At 60.5% G+C, this 22,688-nt stretch carries 19 protein-coding genes and 1 pseudogene; 12 read left to right on the top strand and 8 right to left on the bottom strand.

All coding sequences use genetic code 11. The annotated features are described in order from the left end of the window. Window positions 1-76: 76 nt before the first annotated feature. Window positions 77-1,258: an NO-inducible flavohemoprotein gene (gene hmpA, locus ACI77H_RS09585; RefSeq protein WP_407011689.1), complete on the bottom strand. Its 1,182-nt coding sequence runs from the start codon at window positions 1,256-1,258 to the stop codon at window positions 77-79. 156 nt (window positions 1,259-1,414) lie between these two features. Here hmpA and norR point away from each other — a divergent pair, with 156 nt between their 5' ends. From norR to ACI77H_RS09560, 5 genes are all read left to right on the top strand, one after another. Continuing rightward, the gene (gene norR, locus ACI77H_RS09580) at window positions 1,415-2,965 is read left to right on the top strand and encodes a nitric oxide reductase transcriptional regulator NorR (RefSeq protein ID WP_407011688.1); all 1,551 of its coding nucleotides are present in this window, start codon (window positions 1,415-1,417) and stop codon (window positions 2,963-2,965) included. 202 nt (window positions 2,966-3,167) lie between these two features. Then, window positions 3,168-4,070 (top strand): chemotaxis protein CheV, encoded by a 903-nt coding sequence (locus ACI77H_RS09575; protein ID WP_407011687.1) that lies wholly within the window; start codon window positions 3,168-3,170, stop codon window positions 4,068-4,070. A 26-nt stretch (window positions 4,071-4,096) separates the two neighbouring features. Next, window positions 4,097-4,555 carry a GNAT family N-acetyltransferase gene (locus ACI77H_RS09570; protein WP_407011975.1) on the top strand — a complete coding sequence of 153 codons (459 nt, stop codon included), beginning with the start codon at window positions 4,097-4,099 and terminating at the stop codon, window positions 4,553-4,555. Between the two features lie 162 nt (window positions 4,556-4,717). Then, the gene (locus ACI77H_RS09565) at window positions 4,718-5,044 is read left to right on the top strand and encodes a hypothetical protein (RefSeq protein WP_407011686.1); all 327 of its coding nucleotides are present in this window, start codon (window positions 4,718-4,720) and stop codon (window positions 5,042-5,044) included. An 83-nt stretch (window positions 5,045-5,127) separates the two neighbouring features. Next, a complete protein-coding gene (locus tag ACI77H_RS09560; RefSeq protein ID WP_407011685.1) occupies window positions 5,128-5,877 on the top strand; it encodes a YkgJ family cysteine cluster protein in 750 nt (249 codons plus the stop codon). Here ACI77H_RS09560 and ACI77H_RS09555 read toward each other — a convergent pair. From ACI77H_RS09555 to ACI77H_RS09545, 3 genes and pseudogenes are all read right to left on the bottom strand, one after another. Then, complete coding sequence (locus ACI77H_RS09555; RefSeq protein ID WP_407011974.1) at window positions 5,874-6,917, bottom strand: methyl-accepting chemotaxis protein; 1,044 nt, start codon at window positions 6,915-6,917, stop codon at window positions 5,874-5,876. The genes ACI77H_RS09560 and ACI77H_RS09555 overlap by 4 nt on opposite strands. A 258-nt stretch (window positions 6,918-7,175) precedes the next feature. Beyond that, a pseudogene (locus ACI77H_RS09550) lies at window positions 7,176-7,457 on the bottom strand (PAS domain-containing protein); the annotation flags it as partial. A 152-nt stretch (window positions 7,458-7,609) separates the two neighbouring features. Beyond that, on the bottom strand, window positions 7,610-7,867 hold the full coding sequence (locus tag ACI77H_RS09545; protein ID WP_407011684.1) for a hypothetical protein: 258 nt from the start codon (window positions 7,865-7,867) through the stop codon (window positions 7,610-7,612). Between the two features lie 347 nt (window positions 7,868-8,214). Between ACI77H_RS09545 and ACI77H_RS09540 the strand changes: the two genes are divergently transcribed. The 7 genes from ACI77H_RS09540 (at window position 8,215) to ACI77H_RS09510 (ending at window position 18,050) form a co-directional block, all read left to right on the top strand. Then, complete coding sequence (locus ACI77H_RS09540) at window positions 8,215-9,375, top strand: efflux RND transporter periplasmic adaptor subunit (protein ID WP_407011683.1); 1,161 nt, start codon at window positions 8,215-8,217, stop codon at window positions 9,373-9,375. Next, window positions 9,372-12,473, top strand: a complete 3,102-nt coding sequence (locus ACI77H_RS09535) for a multidrug efflux RND transporter permease subunit (RefSeq protein ID WP_407011682.1) — start codon at window positions 9,372-9,374, stop codon at window positions 12,471-12,473. Before ACI77H_RS09540 ends, ACI77H_RS09535 begins: the two co-directional genes overlap by 4 nt. Before the next feature lie 9 nt (window positions 12,474-12,482). Then, window positions 12,483-13,160, top strand: coding sequence for a heavy metal response regulator transcription factor (locus tag ACI77H_RS09530; protein ID WP_007916978.1), 678 nt, complete (start codon window positions 12,483-12,485; stop codon window positions 13,158-13,160). Then, a complete protein-coding gene (locus ACI77H_RS09525; protein ID WP_407011681.1) occupies window positions 13,150-14,514 on the top strand; it encodes a heavy metal sensor histidine kinase in 1,365 nt (454 codons plus the stop codon). The genes ACI77H_RS09530 and ACI77H_RS09525 overlap by 11 nt, the downstream gene beginning before the upstream one ends. 234 nt (window positions 14,515-14,748) lie before the next feature. After that, window positions 14,749-14,973 (top strand): hypothetical protein, encoded by a 225-nt coding sequence (locus ACI77H_RS09520; RefSeq protein WP_407011680.1) that lies wholly within the window; start codon window positions 14,749-14,751, stop codon window positions 14,971-14,973. A gap of 194 nt (window positions 14,974-15,167) precedes the next feature. Continuing rightward, window positions 15,168-16,478 (top strand): OprD family porin, encoded by a 1,311-nt coding sequence (locus tag ACI77H_RS09515; protein ID WP_407011679.1) that lies wholly within the window; start codon window positions 15,168-15,170, stop codon window positions 16,476-16,478. Window positions 16,479-16,547: 69 nt separating this feature from the next. Beyond that, entirely contained in the window at window positions 16,548-18,050 is a 1,503-nt protein-coding gene (locus tag ACI77H_RS09510) for a diguanylate cyclase (protein ID WP_407011678.1), read from the top strand. Window positions 18,051-18,255: 205 nt separating this feature from the next. Here ACI77H_RS09510 and lpxC read toward each other — a convergent pair whose 3' ends face one another. The 4 genes from lpxC to ACI77H_RS09490 all read right to left on the bottom strand — a co-directional run bounded on the left by lpxC (window position 18,256) and on the right by ACI77H_RS09490 (window position 22,688). After that, the gene (gene lpxC / locus ACI77H_RS09505; RefSeq protein ID WP_407011677.1) at window positions 18,256-19,167 is read right to left on the bottom strand and encodes a UDP-3-O-acyl-N-acetylglucosamine deacetylase; all 912 of its coding nucleotides are present in this window, start codon (window positions 19,165-19,167) and stop codon (window positions 18,256-18,258) included. Window positions 19,168-19,279: 112 nt separating this feature from the next. Further along, the gene (gene ftsZ, locus ACI77H_RS09500; protein ID WP_150633452.1) at window positions 19,280-20,473 is read right to left on the bottom strand and encodes a cell division protein FtsZ; all 1,194 of its coding nucleotides are present in this window, start codon (window positions 20,471-20,473) and stop codon (window positions 19,280-19,282) included. 70 nt (window positions 20,474-20,543) lie between these two features. Continuing rightward, on the bottom strand, window positions 20,544-21,803 hold the full coding sequence (gene ftsA / locus ACI77H_RS09495; protein WP_008025987.1) for a cell division protein FtsA: 1,260 nt from the start codon (window positions 21,801-21,803) through the stop codon (window positions 20,544-20,546). Window positions 21,804-21,818: 15 nt separating this feature from the next. Further along, window positions 21,819-22,688: a cell division protein FtsQ/DivIB gene (locus ACI77H_RS09490; RefSeq protein WP_407011676.1), complete on the bottom strand. Its 870-nt coding sequence runs from the start codon at window positions 22,686-22,688 to the stop codon at window positions 21,819-21,821.

Below are 22,688 nucleotides of genomic sequence, written 5' to 3'. Positions count from 1 at the left end.
TAGGAGTCGGCTTTGCTGGCGATGGCGACCTCAAAATCGCCATCGCCGGCAAGCCGGCTCCTACAAGGATAGGGTGTTATTCAAGCGCCGAAGCCGGGCCGAAGAACTCGTAGCGGCTTTGCTTCTCCGGCACACCCAAGGCTTTCAGGTGACGCTTCACGGCCGCCATGAAGCCTTTAGGCCCCAGGAAGTACGCATCCAGATCACGCTGCTGCGGCAACCACTCGCCCAGTTGTTCCTGACTCAACAACCCGACCTTGTGCGCCGCCGGGCTCACGCCGTCATCTTCGTCGTAGCAATAGAAACGCTTGAGTTGCGGGTGACGTTCGGCCAATCCATCGATCCAGTCGCGGAAAGCGTGAACACTGCCATTGCGGGCACAGTGGATAAAATGCACCGGCCGTTCGGTCGCCAGTGCCGCTTCGAGCATCGCCAGGGTCGGAGTGATGCCGACGCCGCCGCTGATCAGCACCAACGGTTTGTCGCTGTCGGTCAGGGTGAATTCGCCCGATGGCGGGAACAACTGAATGCTGGAACCGACGTGCAATTGATCGTGCAGATGGTTGGAGGCGCGGCCACCGTCTTCACGCTTGACGCTGATACGGTACTGGCCTTTGTTCGCCAGGGCCGACAGCGAATAGTTGCGACGAATCTCTTCGCCCTCGAGGATCAGTTTCATGCCGATGTACTGGCCAGGCTCTGCGGCGAGGATCGGACCTTTGTCCGCCGGCTCGAAGTAGAACGAGATGATTTCCGCGCTTTCCTCGACCTTGGCCGCGACGATGAATTCCCGCGCCCCGCGCCAGCCGCCCGGTGCCTGTTCTTTCTGGTCGTAGATGCTGGTTTCGGCACCGATCAGGATCTCGGCCAATTGCCCGTAAGCCGCACCCCAGGCGCTCATCACTTCCGGTGTGGCGATCTCGTCACCCAGCACTTCGGAAATCGCACGCAGCAAGCAGGTGCCAACAATCGGATAGTGTTCCGGAAGAATTTGCAGGGCCACATGCTTGTTGATGATCTTGGCCACCAGGTCGCCCAACTGGTCGAGCTGATCGATGTGGCGCGCATACATCAACACGCCGTTGGCGAGGGCGCGGGGCTGATCACCGCTGGCCTGGTGCGCCTGGTTGAACAGCGGGCGGACTTCCGGATATTCGGAGAGCATCATGCGGTAAAAATACGTGATCAGTGCTTCGCCGCCGCTTTCCAGCAACGGCACAGTGGATTTGACGATTGCACGGTCTTGAACGCTGAGCATAAGGTGACTCCTGAGCTACTTGGGTTTCTAATTGATTACGCTCTCTTTATCAGTTTCCGTGCCAGCTATTTAATTCTTATAAATCAACAACTTAAAAACACGATAGTCATAACGACACAGCCTGACTTATAGTCATCCCGACTACATGGAGTCACTATGACTGCAAAATCCTTGCTCACCACGCTGCTTCCCCTGGTCTCGGACCTGTCCCGCGAACTCCCCGAGGGCGAGCGCTATCGGCGCCTGCTCGAAGCCATGCGCGCCCTGCTCCCCTGCGATGCCGCCGCACTGTTGCGCCTCGATGGCGAGTGGCTGGTGCCGCTGGCCGTCGACGGGTTGAGCACCGACACCCTCGGCCGACGCTTCAAGGTCAGCGAACACCCACGCTTCGAGGCGCTGCTCAGCAGCCCCGGCCCGACCCGCTTCGCCGCCGACAGCGACATGCCCGACCCATACGACGGCTTGGTCGATGGCCTCGACGATCACCTGGAAGTCCACGATTGCATGGGCTGCCCGCTGTTTATCGACGAGCGCCCGTGGGGTTTGCTGACTCTCGACGCCCTTGACCCGGAGCGTTTCGAGCCGATCGAACTGGACGCCTTGCAAGCCTTCGCCAGCCTCGCCGCCGCCACGGTCAATGCCGCCGAGCGCATCGAACGGCTGGCCAATCGTGTTGAAGACGAACATCAGCGCGCCGAGGTTTACCGACAGGCCAGCGGCCAGCAGAACCGCGAGATGATCGGCCAGAGCAAGGCGCACAAACGTTTGGTGGAGGAAGTCAGCCTGGTCGGCGGCAGCGACCTGACCGTGCTGATTACCGGTGAAACCGGGGTCGGCAAAGAACTGGTGGCCCAGGCGATTCACGCCGCCTCGCCCCGGGCCGACAAGCCGATCATCAGCCTCAACTGCGCCGCGCTGCCGGACACGCTGGTGGAAAGCGAGTTGTTCGGCCACGTGCGTGGTGCCTTTACCGGCGCGACCAGCGACCGTCGCGGCAAATTCGAACTGGCCAATGGCGGCACGCTGTTCCTCGATGAAGTCGGCGAACTGTCGCTGACGGTGCAAGCCAAATTGCTGCGGGTTTTGCAAAGCGGTCAATTGCAGCGATTGGGGTCGGATAAAGAACATCAGGTCGATGTGCGGCTCATTGCCGCGACCAACCGTGATCTGGCCGAGGAAGTGCGCAGCGGCCGCTATCGCGCCGATTTCTACCACCGATTGAGCGTTTACCCGCTACTGGTGCCGGCCCTGCGGGATCGCGGCCGGGATGTGCTGCTGCTCAGCGGTTTCTTCCTCGAGCAGAACCGTTCGCGCATGGGCCTCAACAGCCTGCGCCTCAACAGTGATGCTCAAGCCGCGTTGCTGGCGTATGACTGGCCGGGCAATGTGCGGGAGTTGGAGCACTTGATTGGCCGTAGCGCGCTGAAAGCGCTGGGTAACTGCAAGGAACGGCCGAAGATTCTCAGCTTGAGTGCGGCGGATCTGGATTTGCCCAATGGCCGTGTTGAAGTGGCGGCCGAACAACCGGTCGCGGCTCCGCTGGCGTTGGTGTCGGGGGATTTGCGTGAGGCAACTGAACATTACCAACGGCAATTGATCAGCGCTTGCCTGGAACGGCACCACAACAATTGGGCGAGCGCCGCGCGTGAGCTAGGCTTGGATCGGGCGAATCTTGGGCGGATGGCCAAAAGACTGGGCATGAAGTGACCGCTTTTGCAGGAGCCAGCTTGCTGGCGATGGCGCCCTTGAGTACGCCATCGCCAGCAAGCTGGCTCCTACAGATTCCGGACAGCATTTCGCTGTACATCGGCATTTAGCCTAAAGCATGCCCCTATCAAGTCGATAACCCGGCATCGATAGCTTTTGGCGACTTCCATTCGCCCATCACCTTTTTCCACAGAAGGTTTTTATGTCCTCCACCAAAGCCCGCGCAGACTCACTTTCGCTTCTGCTGTTTACCTTGCGCAGCGGCAAGCTGATGGCGATCAACCTGCTCAAAGTCAGTGAAATCATCCCCTGCCCGCCGCTGACCAAGCTGCCGGAGTCCCACCCCCACGTCAAAGGCATCGCCACCCTGCGCGGCACCTCGTTGTCGGTGATCGACCTCAGCCGTGCGATCGGCGAGCGGCCGCTGGAAGACCCGAACGGTGGCTGCCTGATCGTCACCGACGTCAGTCGCTCCAAACAGGGCCTGCACGTTCAAGCGGTGAGCAAGATCGTCCATTGCCTGACCACCGACATCCGTCCGCCGCCCTTCGGCTCCGGCGGTGTGCGTTCGTACATCACTGGCGTGACCTCGGTGGACGGCACGCTGGTGCAGGTGCTGGACATCGAAAAGGTCATCCACGGGATCGCCCCGGCGCAGATCGAAACCGCCCCGACCGAACTGAGCATGGAAGACGCCGAAGTGCTCGGCAATGCGCGCATTCTGGTGGTCGACGACAGCCAGGTGGCCCTGCAGCAATCGGTGCACACCCTGCGCAACCTCGGCCTGCAATGCCATACCGCACGCAGCGCCAAGGAAGCCATTGATTGCCTGCTGGACCTGCAAGGCACCGCCCAGCAGATCAACCTGATTGTTTCGGACATCGAAATGTCGGAGATGGACGGCTACGCCTTCACCCGCACCCTGCGCGAAACCCCGGATTTTTCGCACCTGTACGTGCTGCTGCACACCTCGCTGGACAGCGCGATGAACAGCGAAAAAGCGCGTCTGGCCGGCGCCAACGCGGTGCTGACCAAGTTCTCTTCACCGGAGCTGACCAAGTGCCTGATCGAAGCGGCCAAAGCGGTCGCCGAACAAGGTCACTGAGTGTGGACGAGGCATTTTGCTTGCTGATGCGGCGCAACCTGGTTGAGGTTGTGCCCGTAATATCCTGGCCTCAGGGAATTGTCCTGCACGCATATCGGCCAGAACTGGCAGACGCCGTTCATCGTTTGATGGAGCTGGGTTATCTGGAAGGTGGCGGTCGCGTACCGGCGTTGGATGTCTGGCAACAGCGGTTTGAAACCGACCCTGAATACGATCCCTCCCTGTGCTTCGTTGCGCAGGATGCCGACGGTATCGTTGGCGTCTGCCAGTGCTGGACCAGCGCCTACATCAAGAATCTGGTGGTGCACCCGCGAGCACAGGGTCGGGGTTTGGGCCGGGCGTTGCTGTTGAATGCATTCAGAGTGTTTCAGCAGCGGCGCGAAGGTTTTGTGGATTTGAAGGTATTGGAAGACAACCTTCGGGCACAGCGTTTGTATGAAAGTGCCGGCATGACTGTGGTCCGCCGCGAGCCGGTTCCAGTCTGATACACCGCCATCGCGGGCAAGCCACGCAGGTTGTGTGCCGTTCGCAAAAGATGAATACGACACACAACCTGTGGGAGCGGGCTTGCCCGCGAAGAGGTCGACACATTCAACCTCATACCATCAGGCATACTCGGCCCACATACGCCCAAGGATGCCTGAACAATGAAAGCCACCACCCTCACCTTCCTCTGCCTCACCGCCCTCGCCACGCAAGTGCACGCCTCCAGCCCCGAGGCGTGGGCCGCCTTCGACAAAGCCATGCTCGCCAGCTGCACCAAGGCCAGCGGCCTGACAGACGCCTCCCCCGTCGGCAAAGCCGCACAGTTCGACGACCGTGTGGACTACACCGCCGTGCTCCTGCAAGGCCGCTACCCGCAAAAACACATGAAAGGCCAGCAAGGCACCGAGCTGTGTCTCTACAACAAAAAGACCAAAACCGCCTACGTGACCGAATGGGACTCCATCCGCACACCCGCCAAATCCCGGTGAATGGCGCATAACTTGCTTCGACGCTGACTTCTGCGGTGGCATTCTGTCGCCATTTCCGGCCCTGATAGGCGACTGATCCTTCGATGAATACAACGTTTTCCTGCGTAGGTTGTGGCAAATGCTGCAATGACCATCACGTCCCCCTGACCCTGGCCGAGGCCCGGATGTGGGCGGCCGACGGCGGTCAGGTGATCGTGCTGGTGGAAGGCTTCCTCGGCAACGGCCTTGGCCTGCCGATGCAGCAACGCGAACATGCCGAACGGCGTTCGGTGGTGGTTCAAAGCGGCGCCTGCGAAGCGTACGTGGCCATCACGTTTGCGGCTTACAACGTCGGCCCCTGCCGGAATCTTGACGAAGACAACCTCTGCCGCATCTACGAACGCCGGCCGCTGGTGTGCCGCATCTATCCGATGGAAATCAATCCGCACATCCCCCTCAACCCGGCGATCAAGGACTGTCCGCCCGAATCGTGGGAAAAAGGCCCGGACCTGATCATTGGCGGTGAACTGGTCGATCAGGAGCTCGCACGTCTCATCCAGCACTCCCGTCAGGCGGATCGCGATGATATCCGCAGCAAAGAGGCGATTTGCGCATCTCTGGGGATTCGTACCACAGCCCTGAAGGGCGATGGATTCACCGCCTACCTGCCAGACATGAACGCGTTCGCCACGGTCGTCGATCAGGTGGCACAACAGCCGCTGACAGGATCGGGCAGTGCCTGGCAGTTCCACGTTTCGGGTGACGACATTGCCGGGCAAGTGCTGGCGGCCGGTGCGCACGTGGCCACCGAGGCGCCGCTCAACTATGCGTTCATTTCCCTGCGGGCGGCTTAGCGACGTGTTCGCCAGAACTCTTGCGCCAACAACTGCAAGTCCCCCGCCAGCCCCGCCACATCGGAGGAATTCGCCTGGCTTTGCTGCCCCTCACTGACCGTGACCTCGCAGGCCGAGCGGATGCTGATGATGTTGCGGTTGATGTCTTCGCTGACGGTACTCTGCTCTTCGACCGCCGAAGCGATTTGCAGGCTCATTTGCGTGATCTGATTGACCCGCCGACTGATCGCCTCCAGCGCATCGGCGGCGCGTCGGGCCTGCTCGACGCTGTTGTCCACCTGTTCACTGCTTTGTTGCATCACCACCACCGCGTCGCGCGTGCTGTTTTGCAGGGTGCTGATCATGCGCTGAATCTCGTTGGTCGATTGCTGAGTGCGCTGGGCCAGGCCACGGACTTCATCGGCCACCACCGCAAAACCACGCCCGGCATCCCCGGCACGCGCCGCTTCGATAGCTGCGTTAAGGGCCAGCAGATTGGTTTGTTCGGCGATGCTGCGAATCACGTCCAGCACGCCGGTAATCTCGCTGCTGTGCCCCTCCAGGTGATGAATCACCTCGGTGGCGCTGGCCAGTTCCTCGGCCAGACGCAGCACCGCCTGGCGACTCTCACTGACCAATCGATGACCTTCCCGGGTTTCGCTGCCGGCCAGGTCGGCCGCCTGCGACGCCTGCTGCGCATGGCTGGCAACCTCGGCCACGCTGGCAGACATCTGATCAATCGCCGCCGCCACCTGATCGGTTTCAGTCTGCTGGGCCAGCGTACTGTTGTGGCTGCCTTGCAGGTGATCGACCAGTTCCGCCGCATGCCCGGCCAGGCGATGCGACGCATCGCCGATGCGCCCCACCACTGCGCCGACCTGCGCTTCGAGCATCTGCAAGGCAAACTCGATCTGGCCGAATTGATCGCGGCGGCCGGTGTAGACAGCCTGACTCAACGGATTATCGGCAATCTGCCGGGCGCGCTCGGTCAACGCCTTCAGCGGGCGCAACACCAATACTGTTCCGACCGCCGCCAACCCACTGCCCACGACAAACGCCAGTGCGCCGAAAATGGCTGACGAAGGGTTCAACCACGCTTCGATGCCCACCACACAGGCCAATGTTGCGCCGAACAGTGCCATCATCTTGAGACCCGGACCGAGCACGGGCCGCCGCTGCCAAAGCGATGTGCGATCGCTGCGAAGCTGTGTGTAAGCTTTTTCCGCGGCTTCGATTTGATGTGCCGAGGGTTGGGTCCGGACCGACTGATACTCCACGGTTTTGCCGTTCTGCGTCACCGGCGTGGCATACGCACTGACCCAATAATGATCGCCATTCTTGCAGCGATTTTTCACCATCCCCATCCATGAACGGCCGCTTTTGAGGGCCTGCCACATGTGCGCGAAAGCCGCCGCCGGCATGTCAGGGTGGCGCAGCAAGTTGTGCGGCGAGCCCAGCAACTCCTCCCGGCTATAACCGCAGATGTTGATGAAGTCGTCGTTGGCGTAGGTAATCGCGCTGGTCAGATCAGTGGTCGAGAGGATGTTCGCATCAGCCGCAACGTCGACATTACGGCCGGTCACCGGGAGGTTGATCTTCATGGAAAGCGCGCTCGTTGAATGGAAAGAGTCGGCAGGGCTGCTGACTCTAAGCGCACTGATTCCACAAACGTTGATCTGGCTCAGGATATGAGCACTTAGCCATCACCGCGATTGAAAACCGCAGCCGATGGCCGATGGTGGCGGGGTGAAACTCAGCGCTTGCCCATCGAACGACGGGTGCCGGGAGGCGCTGCACCGGGGGTCTTGGTGTGGCCGTTCTTGGCGCCGTTCTTGTACCAGGGCTGGCTGGCCGTCTTCGCGGCGGCCAGATCACCCGGTTTGAACGGGAACTTGAATGCCGGGATCGCGGCTTTGGTTTCGCTGTCTGCGCTGGAGTCGACGCTGTCTGGCAGGTCTGCCTGGTCGTCGCTCAAAGCGTCGGCAACCGGCGGTTGTGTCGGGGAAGTCATGAAAGCTCCGGGTGATGCAAAAGAGTCGGGCCCGGTCAGCGGGCCGCGAAAGGCGGCAGTATACCTGTGTCGGGGGCGGCAGGCTTCACGCGGCGAGCGAGTCCGTCGGGTTTTGTGGTGACAGGCCTGACGCCATCGCCAGCAAGCTGGCTCCTACGGGAGATTTGTGTACACCGCGATCCCGTGTAGGAGCTGGCTTGCCAGCGATGAGGCCAGATCAATCACCACACATCCCAAACTGACAGCGCCGTCAGTTAGCAGTCACCTTCCTGACCGGTGAACAGGTTTATAAAGGAAGGTATAACCCTGACCAAACTCCGACCTCCCAGCCCCGGCGTCCCACTCGCATGCGAATTCAGAAAAAACCCGCCCTGCTCGCCGCCCTTCTGATTCTCCTGGCAGCGCTGGGCGTGTGGTACGCCACCAAACCGGCCACGGCCAAACTCGCCGCGCCCACGGCGATCCCGGTTCGAGTGATCAACGTCAGCGAAAAAGACGTTCCGCGTTATGTCAGCGGCATCGGCTCGGTGCTGTCCCTGCACAGTGTGGTGGTGCGTCCGCAAATCGACGGCATCCTCACCAAAATCCTGGTTAAAGAAGGCCAATTGGTGAACAAAGGCGACCTGCTCGCCACCATTGACGACCGCTCGATCCGCGCCAACCTCGACCAGACCCGCGCGCAACTGGGCGAAAGCCAGGCACAACTGCAAGTGGCGCTGGTCAACCTCAAGCGTTACAAACTGCTGAGCGTCGACGACGGCGTGTCCAAGCAGACTTACGACCAGCAACAAGCGCTGGTCAACCAACTGAAAGCCACGGCTCAAGGCAATCAGGCTTCGATTGACGCCGCTCAGGTGCAGCTTTCCTACACACAGATTCGCTCCCCGGTCACCGGTCGCGTCGGGATTCGCACGGTGGACGAAGGCAACTTCCTGCGCATGACCGACACCCAAGGCTTGTTCACCGTGACGCAGATCGATCCGATTGCCGTGGAGTTCTCCCTGCCGCAGCAGATGCTGCCGACCCTGCAAGGCCTGATCAACGATCCGCAGCACGCCCTGGTGAAGGCCTACATCGGTGCCGACACCGACGGCGAAACCGGCAACCTGCTGGGCGAAGGGCACCTGACCCTGATCGACAACCAAATCAACGCCAACACCGGGACCATCCGCGCCAAGGCTGAATTCAATAATGCCGGGCAAAAACTTTGGCCGGGCCTGCTGGTAACGGTAAAAATTCAGACAGCTTTGGATAAAGGTGCGTTGGTGGTCCCACCCACCGTCGTACAGCGCGGTCTCGATCAACACTTCGTGTACCGGGTCAAGGGCGACAAGGTCGAAACCGTCACCGTACAAATGGTTTACCAAGGCAGCGGCCAGGACATCATCAAAGGCGTGAAACCCGGCGACGTGCTGGTCAGCGACGGCCAATCGCGGCTCAAGCCCGGCTCGACGGTGCAGGTGCTGACCGAACCACCGCAAGTGGTGCAAACGGAGCCGAAACCATGAAGGGCCACGGCTCGGTTTCCGCGTGGTGCATCGATCATCCGGTGGCGACGATCCTGCTGACGTTCGCCCTGGTACTGCTCGGCGTCATTGCGTTCCCACGGCTGCCCATCGCGCCGCTGCCGGAAGCCGAATTTCCGACCATTCAGGTGGCCGCGCAACTGCCCGGCGCCAGCCCGGAAACCATGGCCTCTTCGGTGGCCACGCCGCTTGAAGTGCAGTTCAGCGCCATCCCCGGCGTGTCGCAGATGACCTCGAGCAGCGCCCTCGGCTCGACCAACCTGACCCTGCAATTCACCCTCGACAAAAGCATCGACACCGCCGCGCAGGAAGTGCAGGCCGCGATCAACACCGCCGCCGGCAAACTGCCCAAGGACATGCCGAACCTGCCGACCTGGCGCAAGGTCAACCCGGCCGATAGCCCGGTGCTGATTCTCAGCATCAACTCAACCCTGATGCCCGGCCCCGAACTCAGTGACCTGGTGGAAACGTTGCTGTCCCGTCAGATCAGCCAGATCGACGGTGTCGGCCAAATCAACATCACCGGTCAGCAACGTCCGGCGATTCGCGTTCAAGCCTCGGCAGACAAACTCGCGGCCATCGGCCTGACGCTGGCGGATATTCGTCTGGCGATCCAGCAAACCAGCCTCAACCTGGCCAAGGGCGCGCTGTACGGCGAATCGAGCATCTCGACGCTGTCGACCAACGATCAGTTGTTCCATCCCGAGGAGTACGGCCAGCTCATCGTTTCCTACAAGGATGGTGCGCCGGTTCACCTGAAGGATGTCGCCAAGGTCGTCAACGGTTCGGAAGATGCCTACGTGCAAGCCTGGGCCGGAGACAAGCCCGGGGTGAACCTGGTGATTTCCCGGCAACCGGGCGCCAACATTGTCGAAACCGTGGATCGCATTCAAGCGGCGCTGCCCGGCCTCGAAGCGATGCTGCCGGCATCGGTAGAGGTCAAAGTGCTGGTGGACCGGACCCAGACCATCCGCGCCTCGTTGCATGAAGTAGAAATCACCCTGTTGATCGCGATCATGCTGGTAGTGGCGGTGATGGCGCTGTTCCTGCGTCAGTGGTCGGCGACGCTGATTGTGTCGGCGGTGCTGGGTGTTTCGCTGGTGGCCAGTTTTGCCCTGATGTACATCATGGGCTTCAGCCTGAACAACCTGACACTGGTGGCGATCGTGGTGGCCGTGGGGTTTGTGGTCGACGATGCGATTGTCGTGGTGGAGAACATTCACCGGCACCTGGAGGCCGGCGATGGCATGCGCGAGGCGGCGATCAAAGGCGCCGGCGAGATTGGTTTTACCGTGGTGTCGATCAGTTTTTCGCTGGTGGCGGCGTTCATTCCGCTGCTGTTCATGGGTGGCGTGGTCGGGCGGCTGTTCAAGGAATTCGCCCTGACGGCCACGTCTACGATCATGATTTCAGTGGTGGTATCGCTGACCTTGGCGCCGACCCTCGCCGCGCTGTTCATGCGAGCACCGGTGCATCACGCCCACAGCAAACCCACGTTCGGCGAACGTTTGCTGGCGTGGTACGAAAAAGGCCTGCGCCGGGCCCTCGCCCATCAGAAATTGATGATCGGGGTGTTCGGCTTGTCCCTGGCGCTGGCCATCGCCGGTTACATCTTCATTCCCAAAGGCTTCTTCCCGGTGCAGGACACCGGTTTTGTCCTCGGCACCACCGAAGCTGCCGCCGATATTTCCTACGGCGACATGGTGAAAAAACACCTGGCAATGGCGGAAATCGTCGCGGCAGATCCAGCGGTCGCGGCGTTTTCCCACTCCGTCGGTGTCTCCGGCAGTAACCAGACCATCGCCAACGGCCGCTTCTGGATCTCCCTGAAAAAACGCAGCGAGCGCGACGTCTCGGCCAGCGAGTTCATCGACCGGATCCGTCCACAACTGATGAAGGTCCCAGGCATCGTGCTGTACCTGCGTGCGGGCCAGGACATCAACCTCAGCTCCGGCCCGAGTCGCGCGCAGTATCAATACGTGCTCAAGAGCAACGACGGCGCGACCCTCAGCACCTGGACCCAGCGCCTGACGGAAAAACTGCGCAGCAACCCGGGGTTTCGCGACATTTCCAACGACCTGCAACTGGGTGGCAGCATCACCCACATCAGCATCGACCGCAGCGCCGCCGCACGTTTCGGCCTGACCGCCAGTGATGTCGATGAAGCGCTGTACGACGCATTCGGTCAGCGGCAGATCAACGAATTCCAGACCCAGATCAACCAGTACAACGTGATCCTGGAGCTGGACACCCAGCAACGCGGCAAGGCCGAAAGCCTCAACTATTTCTACCTGCGCTCGCCGCTCAGTGGAGAAATGGTGCCGTTGTCGGCGCTGGCGAAATTCGATGCGCCGACGGTGGGCCCGTTGTCGATCGCCCATGACGGGATGTTCCCGGCCGCCAACCTGTCGTTCAACCTGGCGCCCGGCGTCGCGTTGGGCGATGCGGTGATCATGCTCAACCAGGCCAAGGCCGAGATCGGCATGCCGGCGGCCATGAGCGGCAATTTCCAGGGCGCGGCCCAGGCGTTCCAGAGTTCGCTGGCCAGCCAGCCGTGGCTGATTCTCGCGGCGCTGGTGGCGGTGTACATCATTCTTGGCGTGCTCTATGAGAGCTTCGTACACCCGTTGACCATCATCTCGACCCTGCCCTCGGCGGGGCTCGGGGCGGTGATCATGCTGTGGATTTGCGGCCAGGACTTTTCGATCATGGCGCTGATCGGGCTGGTGTTGCTGATCGGCATCGTCAAGAAGAACGGCATCCTGATGATCGACTTCGCGCTCGACGCCCAACGCAACCGTGGCTTGCCGCCGGAAGAAGCGATTTTCCAGGCCTGCATCACGCGGTTCCGCCCGATCATCATGACCACCCTCGCCGCCCTGCTCGGCGCGCTGCCGCTGATGCTCGGCTACGGCACCGGCGCCGAACTACGCCAGCCATTGGGCATCGCGGTGGTCGGCGGCTTGCTGGTGAGCCAGGCGCTGACGCTGTTTACCACTCCGGTCATATACTTGTGGCTGGAGCGGCTTTTCCATCGGCCAGAACCAGCCCCCATGACGGTGCTGGCGACCACAGACTGAGGCGGGGCCATGCGCGTTCTGATTATCGAAGACGAAGAAAAAACCGCGGACTATCTGCACCGCGGCCTGACGGAACAGGGTTACACCGTGGACCTGGCGCGGGACGGCGTCGAAGGCCTGCACCTGGCGCTGGAAAGCGACTACGCGGTGATCGTCCTCGACGTAATGTTGCCGGGCCTCGATGGCTTCGGCGTGCTGCGCGCCTTGCGTGCACGCAAGCAAACCCCGGTGATCATGCTCACCGCCCGCGAGCGTGTCGAAGACCGCATCAAAGGCCTGCGCGACGGCGCCGACGATTACCTCGGCAAACCCTTTTCTTTCCTCGAACTGGTGGCGCGCCTGCAAGCCCTGACCCGGCGCAGCGGCGGCCATGAACCGGTGCAAGTGAGCATCGCCGACCTGTGGATCGATCTGATCAGCCGCAAGGCAACCCGCGCCGGCACGCGCCTGGACCTGACCGCCAAGGAGTTTTCGCTGCTCAGCGTGCTGGCCCGCCGGCAAGGTGAAATCCTCTCGAAAACGGCGATTGCCGAAATGGTCTGGGACATCAATTTCGACAGCGATGCCAACGTCGTCGAAGTCGCGATCAAACGCCTGCGCGCCAAACTCGACGGCCCGTTCGATGAGAAACTGCTGCACACGATCCGTGGCATGGGTTATGTGTTGGAGAGCCGTGGTGTCCAGTAATTCGATTGCCCTGCGTCTCAGCGGAATGTTCACGCTGGTGGCGCTATTGGTCTTTCTGTTGATTGGCTGGGCGCTCTATCAGCAGGTCGATAAAGGCTTGGGTTTGCTGCCCGAAGCCGAGCTGGATGCGCGTTACAGCGTGCTCGAATCCACCGTCGGCCGTTACGGCACGCCCGAGCATTGGGTGAAGATCAACAACAAGCTCAAGCTGCTCGGCGAAGAAGACAAACGCATCAGTTTCTGGATCATCAGCGGCGATCCACACTACGAATATGGCAACCCGACACCGCAGATCCGCGCCTTTGCCGAAGGCCCCCTGGGAATGCGTGACTTGCAGCTGCCGGACCAGCCTTATCCCATGAAAGTGCTGGTCAGCCAATTCCCGGCCAAGGATCAACGCCCGCCGTTGCGCTTCATGATCGGCATCGACACCGAGACGTTTTTTCAAACACAACATCATCTGCTGATTGCGCTGATCAGCCTGGCGATTGTCGGCGTGTTGCTGGCTTCGGCCCTCGGTTATTGGGTGGCGCGGATCGGCCTCAAACCGTTGATCAAGTTGTCCCAGGAGGCCCAGCGCCTGGCGCCGCCGTTGCGTTCCGGGCGCTTGCGCCTGTCGTCGTTGCCGCCGGAGCTCAATCAGTTCGTCAACTCGTTCAACTCCACCCTGGAACGGGTCGAACAGGCTTACTCGCGGCTTGAGTCGTTCAACGCCGACGTTGCTCATGAGCTGCGCTCACCGCTGACCAACCTGATTGGTCAGACCCAGGTTGCGCTGACGCGCGGGCGCTCGGCGGAACACTATTTCGAGGTGCTGCAATCGAACCTTGAGGAGCTTGAGCGACTGCGTTCGATCATCAATGACATGCTGTTCCTCGCCAGCGCGGACCAAGGCAGCAAAGCCACCAAACTGATGTCCACCTCGCTGGCGGATGAAGTGGCGACGACGCTGGAGTATCTGGATTTCATTCTTGAAGATGCGCAGGTTCAGGTGCAGGTCAGTGGCGATGCGCAAGTGCGGATCGAGATCGCGCATCTGCGCCGGGCGCTGATCAACTTGCTGAGCAACGCGGTGCAGCACACTGAACCCGGACAGGTGATTCAGGTGCGGATCGACGTCGAAGAGCATCAGGTGAGTATCGGTGTGGCAAACCCCGGTGCGCCGATTGCCAACGAACATCTGCCTCGATTGTTCGAGCGCTTTTATCGAGTCGATGCGTCGCGCAGCAACAGTGGCAACAACCATGGTCTGGGGTTGGCGATCGTCAAGGCGATTGCGCTGATGCACGGCGGGGATGTGTTTGTGCGCAGTGACCATGGCATGAATACCTTCGGCATCCACCTTCCCGTTTGAAGCCCTGAAAATCTCGCCCCACGCCGCGCCCCCTGTAGGAGCTGGCTTGCCAGCGATAGCGTCTTCAAAAACAGCGCAAAACTGAAGACCGATCGCCGGCAAGCAGGCGCCTACACACTGGGATCTTTGCTTATCGCGCAACAGTCCTTTCTTGAATGAGCTCTGTTTCCCATCGGCCAAGGTCCTTATCTTTGCGCCACCAAACAGCACTTGCCAAGCAAGAAGGTTTTAAAGATGTCCAACACTATGGGTATTGCCAGCGCTTTCGTTTTGTCCTCTTTGTTCCTCTCCCCGTTCGCCATGGCTGAAGAGTCGCAGGCCTTCGTCGCGCACAATGCCGCGCGCGCTGCGGCGTTTGAAGAACATCAGCGCGAAATGACGGCCAAGGCTCAAGACGCCGCGCAAACCCCTCAAGCGTCGACCACTCAGACCCAGCCACGGGTCGAGAAAGATAGCTGATCGCTCACATCGCTCCATTTCCCTCGACACTTTTCATCGGCTCTTCCTGCTGAAAAGTTGTCTTCAAAGCCGCTGCTATCAGCGGCTTTTTTTTGTTGTGGTTCACACGCTGTCCGGTTCGTTTTCGCTAACAAGAACCATCCCGCACTTCAAAACAATGAAGTGTTCAGTTGACCCAAGGAGCTGTACCGCTAGTGCGTTTCCCTCAAAGATTCAATCCGCTGTTCATTGCAATTGCCGTAACGATGCCGATCAACGTCGAAGCAGCCGATCATGAGGGTTTCGTCGAAGGGGCGAGCCTCAACCTTAATGCCCGCAACTACTACATGAACCGCAACCGCCTGCAGCAGGCGGACGATAACATCGAATGGGGCCAGGGTTTCCTCGGCATTTTCGAATCAGGCTTCAGCGACGGCACCGTCGGTTTCGGCGTCGATGCCCACGCCATGCTCGGGCTCAAGCTCGACGGCGGTGGCGGCACTGACAATTCGAGCATCCTGCCGATCGGCGAGGGCAACGGCAAAGCGCCGGGGTCGTTTTCAACGGCGGGGGGCACACTGAAAATGCGCGCCTTCAATACCGAGCTGAAGGCGGGCGACCTGTTTCTCACTAACCCGGTGATCGCCGGCGGCGAGACGCGCATGCTGCCGCAGACCTTTCGCGGCGTCAGCCTGAGCAATCACAGCTTCGACGGTTTTCTGATCGAAGGTGGCCAGGCGAGTTTCACCAAGCCCTACAACCAAAGCGGTCATACGCGCATCGGCACCTCTTATGGCAGCCTCGCCGAGGGCGACGAAAGCCAGCACCTGAATTGGGCCGGCGTGGCCTGGAGCGGCCTGCCGGGGTTGACCAGCAGCCTTTACGCCGCCGAGCTCAAGGACATCTGGAACCAGTACTACTACGACCTTGATTACACCTACGCGCTGAACGAACGAGTCAGCCTCAACCCGGGCCTGCACATTTATCACACGCAAGACACCGGTGATGCGCTGCTGGGCAACATCGACAACAACACTTACAGCCTGCATTTCACCGTCGGCGTGGGCAATCACAGCGTCACCGCCGCCTACCAGCGGGTCAACGGCAATACACCGTTCGATTACATCAGCCAGGGCGACAGCATTTTTCTCGACAACTCTCAGCAGTATTCCGACTTCAACGGTCCGAATGAACGCTCGTGGAAACTCAAGTATGCCTACGACTTTGTCGGACTCGGCCTACCCGGCCTGACCTCGGCAGTGTCTTACTCCCGGGGCGAGCTGGACCTGACCAAGGTCGACCTGCAGAGTCGCGGTTATGCGTCGTGGTACAGCGCCGACGGCAAAAATGCCCAGCACTGGGAACGCGATGTCGACCTCAAATACGTGGTCCAGGACGGCAAGGCCAAGGACTTGGCAGTGCGCCTGCAATGGGCCACCAACCGTGGCGGCAATGGCTATGGCGCGCTGGATCAGGACACCGACGAATACCGGGTGATCGTCGACTACCCGCTCAATGTCTTCTAAGCTCTAGGCAGTAAAGGCCAGCGCGTTTTGCTGGCCTTTTTTTTTGCTCCTCAAGCAGACCTATTTCCCATGCTCGCGAGCCGCCCCCCACTCGTTTCAGCCAAGACCGGCCGCCCGGAGCTCATGGTGATCCTCGGCAGCTCCCTGACAGTCATTGCGATTCTCAGCATCGTCACCTTCCTGCTGATCCGCGAACACGCCAACGCCCAGCAGGCGGCCACACGCGGTGCTACAACGATTGCGCAACTGATCAATGCCGACGTGCTGCGTACCGTCGAACTCTACGACTTGACCCTGCAAGGCCTGATTGCCGCCTCGCAACGGGATGACTTAAAGCAGGTGTCAGCGCAAATCCGCCACCTCGTGCTGTTTGACCGCTCTACCACGGCACGCTTCAAGGGTGACATTCTGTTGCTGGACAAGCACGGCGAGGTGCTGGCCGACTCGTCGTTGATCGAGCCCAAGCCCGGCAACTTTGCCGATCGCGATTACTTCCTCGCGCACGCCTTCAACCGCGACAGCGGCATGTTCATCAGTCGGCCGTTCAAGCCCCGTTGCGACTGCGACGACAGCGACGAATGGCGCATCAGCTTCAGCCGCCGCATCTCCTCGGCCACCGGCGATTTTATGGGTGTCGCCGTGGCGTCGATGCGCTTGAGCTACTTTGATCAGTTGTTCAATAGCCTGAACATCGGCACCGACAGTGCGCTGTCGATCATCAACGACGAAGGTATTTTGCTGGCGCAGAAGCCCTATCTGGAAAACGACTCGATCGGCAAAACCTTCGCCAGCCGCCCGAACGTCGTGCGCATCCTGCGCGAGGGCAGTGGCAGCTTCGACAGCGTGTCGAGCGTTGACCAGCAGCGACGGCTGTATACCTTTTCCAGGGTCGGCAACCTGCCGTTGACAGTGATCGTCGCCCTCTCCGGCAACGAGGTGTTCGCCACCTGGAAACGCACCGCGATCGTGATCAGCTTCGCCACCGGCGTTCTGTGCATCGGCCTGCTCTGGCTGACATGGCTGCTGTGTCGGGAGTTGCGCCTGCGGCACAACGCCGAGCAGGAACTCGCACAATTGGCCGCCACCGATGCGCTGACCGGCGTGGCCAACCGCCGAATGCTCGATCAAACCCTGCGTCATGAGTGGTTTCGCGCGCAACGCTCCGGCAAACCGCTGTCGGTGCTGATGATCGATGCCGACCACTTCAAGGCGTTCAACGATCAACATGGCCATCAGGCGGGTGACGATGCGCTACGTGCCTTGGCCAAAGTGATCGCCGAGCACGTACGGCGCCCGACGGATCTGGTCGCCCGCTACGGAGGGGAGGAGTTTTCGGTCATCCTGGCGGAAACGGACAGCGCGGGGGCACAGCAGATTGCTGAACACATTCGATCTGCGGTGGAGCAACTGCCGTTTGTGGCAGGGGTGGAATCACCGATCACTGTCAGTATTGGCATCAGCACCTGGACCCCGACCACCGATACCAGCCTTGAACAGTTGCTGTTTGCGGCGGACAAGGCGCTGTATCAGGCGAAGGAAAGTGGGCGGAATCGGGTGGTGGCTACGCAGTGAGGTCCAAGGTGTTACGACCGCCCTCATCGCGGGCAAGCCCGGCTCCCACAGGTATCGGGGGATGCCAAAGATTTGGGTACGACGCATAACCTGTGGGAGCCGGGCTTGCCCGCGATGGGGCCAGAATGAACACCGCATCACTTTCCGGCAGGCATAAAAAAAGGCCACCCGAAGGCAGCCTTTAAAAACTAGAGAGGTTTTTTGCTTACACCGCCGCAACCGGACGCATGTAAGAGATCGGTGCAGTGCTGGCGTCTTCGAAAGTCACGACTTCCCAAGCATCTGTCTGCTCAATCAACTTGCGCAGCAGCTGGTTGTTCAATGCATGTCCGGACTTGAAGCCCTTGAACTCACCAATCAGGCTATTGCCCAGCAGGTAGAGGTCACCAATTGCATCGAGGATCTTGTGCTTCACGAATTCGTCTTCATAGCGAAGGCCGTCTTCGTTCAGTACACCATCCGCGTCGACCACAATAGCGTTTTCAACGCTGCCGCCGAGTGCGAGGTTGTGCTTGCGCAGGTACTCGATGTCACTCATGAAACCAAAGGTACGGGCGCGGCTGACTTCTTTTACGAACGAAGTACTGGAAAAATCCACGCTTGCACTTTGTGTGCGGTTACGGAAAACCGGGTGATCGAAATCGATCTCGAAACTCACCTTGAAACCTTCGAAAGGGACGAAAGTGGCGCGCTTGTCGCCATCTTCCACTGTCACTTCCCGCAGGATCCGGATGAACTTCTTCGGTGCGTCCTGTTCTTCCAGGCCGGCCGATTGAATCAGGAATACGAAAGGTCCAGCGCTACCATCCATGATCGGGACTTCGGACGCGGAGAGCTCGACGTAGGCGTTATCGATGCCCAGGCCAGCCATGGCCGAGAGCAAGTGCTCCACCGTGTCCACTTTGACGTCACCGTTGACCAGCGTGGTCGACATCGTGGTTTCGCCAACGTTTTCCGCGCGAGCAGGAATCTGCACCACGGGGTCCAGATCGGCACGAACAAACACGATGCCGGTGTCGACAGGTGCAGGCTTGAGGGTCAGGTATACCTTCTCCCCGGAGTGCAGGCCGACACCTGTGGCACGGATAATATTTTTCAGTGTGCGTTGTTTAATCATGGCTTGGGCCGCTTCAGCGCAAATTGCGAACTGGTATCAACAAAGGCTGGCGATGATAGCAGACCGCGCCTTTGCTGAACACCAATCACCTTCATAGCCCTGATACATTCCATTAATCGGCCTGACGACGCAGGAAAGCCGGGATGTCCAGGTAATCCAGATCGTCTTGCGGATTCATCTTCGCGGCAGTCGCAGCACCGGCCTGAGCCTGGTTGCGCATGACGGTCGGACGGTCCAGGTCACGGTAGTTAACCGCTGGCGCTTCCTGACGAGCGGGAGCCGATTGTTGCGGCTGCGACGCCATGGAAGTGTGAACCGTGTTGTCGATGACCTTCACAGGCTTCTCGATTTTCGCGCCCAGACCGGTGGCAACCACAGTCACGTGCAACTCGTCGCGCATGTCAGGATCGATAACGGTACCGACCTTGACCATCGCGTGCTCGGAAGCGAAGGCTTCGATGATGCTACCCACGTCGGAGTACTCACCCAGGGACAGGTCAGGACCGGCGGTGATGTTCACCAGGATGCCGCGTGCACCTTGCAGGTTCACGTCTTCCAGCAGCGGGTTGCGAATGGCCGCTTCGGTGGCCTCGCGTGCACGGTTCGGACCGCTGGCGCAGCCAGTGCCCATCATCGCCATGCCCATTTCGCTCATCACGGTACGCACGTCGGCAAAGTCGACGTTGATCATGCCCGGACGCTTGATGATGTCGGAGATACCGCGAACGGCACCGGCCAGTACATCGTCAGCCTTGGCGAAAGCCGACAGCAGGCTGGCGTCCTTACCGAGGATGGTCAGCAGCTTCTCGTTAGGAATGGTGATCAACGAGTCGACGCTTTCCGACAGCAGGCGGATGCCTTCGTCGGCGAGCTGCATGCGCTTGCGACCTTCGAACGGGAACGGACGGGTCACCACCGCAACGGTGAGGATCCCCATTTCCTTGGCCACTTCGGCAATGATCGGCGCAGCACCGGTACCGGTACCGCCGCCCATGCCGGTGGTGATGAACACCATGTTGGTGCCCTGCAGGACTTCGGCAATGCGCTCACGATCTTCGAGAGCGGCCTGACGACCTACTTCAGGGTTGGCGCCAGCGCCGAGACCTTTGGTCACGCTGGTGCCCAGTTGCAGGATGGTCCGCGCGCTGATGCTTTTCAGCGCCTGGGCATCAGTGTTGGCGCAGATGAATTCAACGCCTTCAATGTTGCTCTTGACCATGTGGTTGACAGCGTTGCCGCCGCCTCCGCCAACACCGATAACTTTAATTACCGGGCTTGCGGGGATGTTGTCTACGAGTTCGAACATTTTCCCTCTCCTTTGATTCTCTAGTTTTTTCGCCTACTGCCTGTATCTACAACGGTGCTGCGGTAATTCTTCAGAAGTTGCCTTGTACCCAGCTCTTGATGCGATCGAGCAGGGCGGCTTTCGGTTCGTCATTGCTGTAGCTGTCGCGGCTGCTGATGCCCGAGAACGAAATCCCGTCGGACTGCTTCTGCAGGCCGTACATCAACAGGCCGACGCCGGTGGAATAAATCGGGTTGCGCACCACGTCGTCGAGGCCCTTGACGCCATGCGGCACGCCCAGGCGGACCGGCATGTGGAAAATCTCTTCGGCCAGTTCGACCGCGCCTTCCATCTTCGACGTGCCACCGGTCAGCACGATGCCGGCCGGGATCAGGTCTTCGTAGCCGCTGCGACGCAGTTCGGCCTGGATCAGCGTGAACAGCTCGTCGTAACGCGGCTCGACCACTTCGGCCAGGGCCTGGCGGGACAGCTCGCGCGGTGGACGGTCGCCCACGCTCGGGACCTTGATGGTTTCGCCGGCACCGGCCAGTTTGGCCAGGGCGCAGGCGTAGCGAATCTTGATTTCTTCGGCGTACTGGGTCGGGGTGCGCAGCGCCATGGCGATGTCGTTGGTCACCTGATCGCCCGCAATCGGGATCACCGCGGTGTGACGGATCGCGCCTTCAGTGAAGATCGCGATGTCGGTGGTGCCACCGCCGATGTCCACCAGGCACACGCCCAGCTCTTTCTCGTCATCGGTCAACACCGAGTACGCGGACGCCAGTTGCTCGAGAATGATGTCGTCGATTTCCAGGCCGCAGCGGCGCACGCATTTTTCAATGTTCTGTGCGGCGTTGACGGCGCAGGTGACCACGTGGACCTTGGCTTCCAGACGTACGCCGGACATGCCCAGAGGTTCACGAACGCCTTCCTGGTTATCGATCACGTAATCCTGCGGCAGGGTGTGCAATACGCGCTGATCCGCCGGGATCGCCACGGCCTGGGCAGCGTCGAGGACGCGTTCAAGGTCGGCGGAGCTGACTTCGCGATCACGAATCGCGACGATGCCGTGGGAGTTCAGGCTGCGGATGTGATTGCCGGCCACGCCGACGAACGCCGAGTGGATCCGGCAACCGGCCATCAGCTGCGCTTCTTCGATTGCGCGCTGGATCGACTGCACAGTGGACTCGATGTTCACCACCACGCCTTTCTTCAGGCCGCGGGACGGATGAGTGCCGATCCCGACGATTTCCAGCGTGCCGTCGTCCGAGACCTCGCCTACCAGCGCCACCACCTTGGAGGTGCCGATATCGAGACCGACGATCATTTTGCCGCTTTGCACGTTTGCCATGGGTCCTGCCTCTTCTTAATTCTTCGCGACAGCGGGTTGGGCTGTCGTGGGCGCTACAGGTTCCCGCCAGCCAACAGCGAGGCCGTTGGCGTAGCGCAGATCGATGCGCGCAATGTTCGTAATCTGTTCTTTAAGCGTCTTGTCGTAGATGGCAATGAAACGGCGCATCTTTTCCACCAGGTTGCCGCGGCCCAGCAGCAGTTCGATCCCCGGGCCCGAACTGCCGGCACCGGTGGTCAGGAACCAGCTGCCCCGTTCACGCAACTCCAGGCGTGCAATCGAGAAGCCCAACGGCCTGAGCATCTGGCTCAGTACCTGGTATTGCTGCATCACTTGCTGCTGAGCCCGTTGTGGGCCGAACAGCTGTGGCAAGTGTTCGTAGTTCGCCAGCTCACGCGGGGTGAACGCCTGACCCTGGTTGTTCAACAGCGACTCATCGCCCCAACGGGCCACCGGCAGTTGTTCTTCCAGGCGGATCACCACTTGATCCGGCCACACCCGACGCACTTCGGCGTGGGCAATCCATGGCATCTGTTCCAGCTCGGTGCGCATGCTCGCCAGGTCGATGGTGAAGAAGCTCGACGCCACGTACGGGGCGATTCGCTGCTGCACCGCTTGCTGGCTGATGTAGCTCAGGTCGCCCTGCACCGCGACCTTGGTGATCGGCCGGTCGGCGTACGGCAGCAAACGCTGTGCGCCTTCGTAAGTGCCGAACCCCAGCGCAACCAGCAGCACCGGCCAGAACAGGCTTTTGAGAAAACCAAAATTGGCTTTCGGCAGGCGCGCAGACATCGGCTCTTTGGCCACCATTCGGCTGGCACCCCGCGGCACCGGCTTGCGGCCGGGTGCTGGAGGGGGCTGATGTCTTAGCTGTGCGCCTTGCAT

It is taken from the genome of Pseudomonas sp. O230, from assembly GCF_045447035.1.
Lineage (GTDB): Bacteria > Pseudomonadota > Gammaproteobacteria > Pseudomonadales > Pseudomonadaceae > Aquipseudomonas.
Note: the sequence above shows the minus strand (reverse complement) of the source record. Positions and strands in the feature narration are given on the sequence as shown.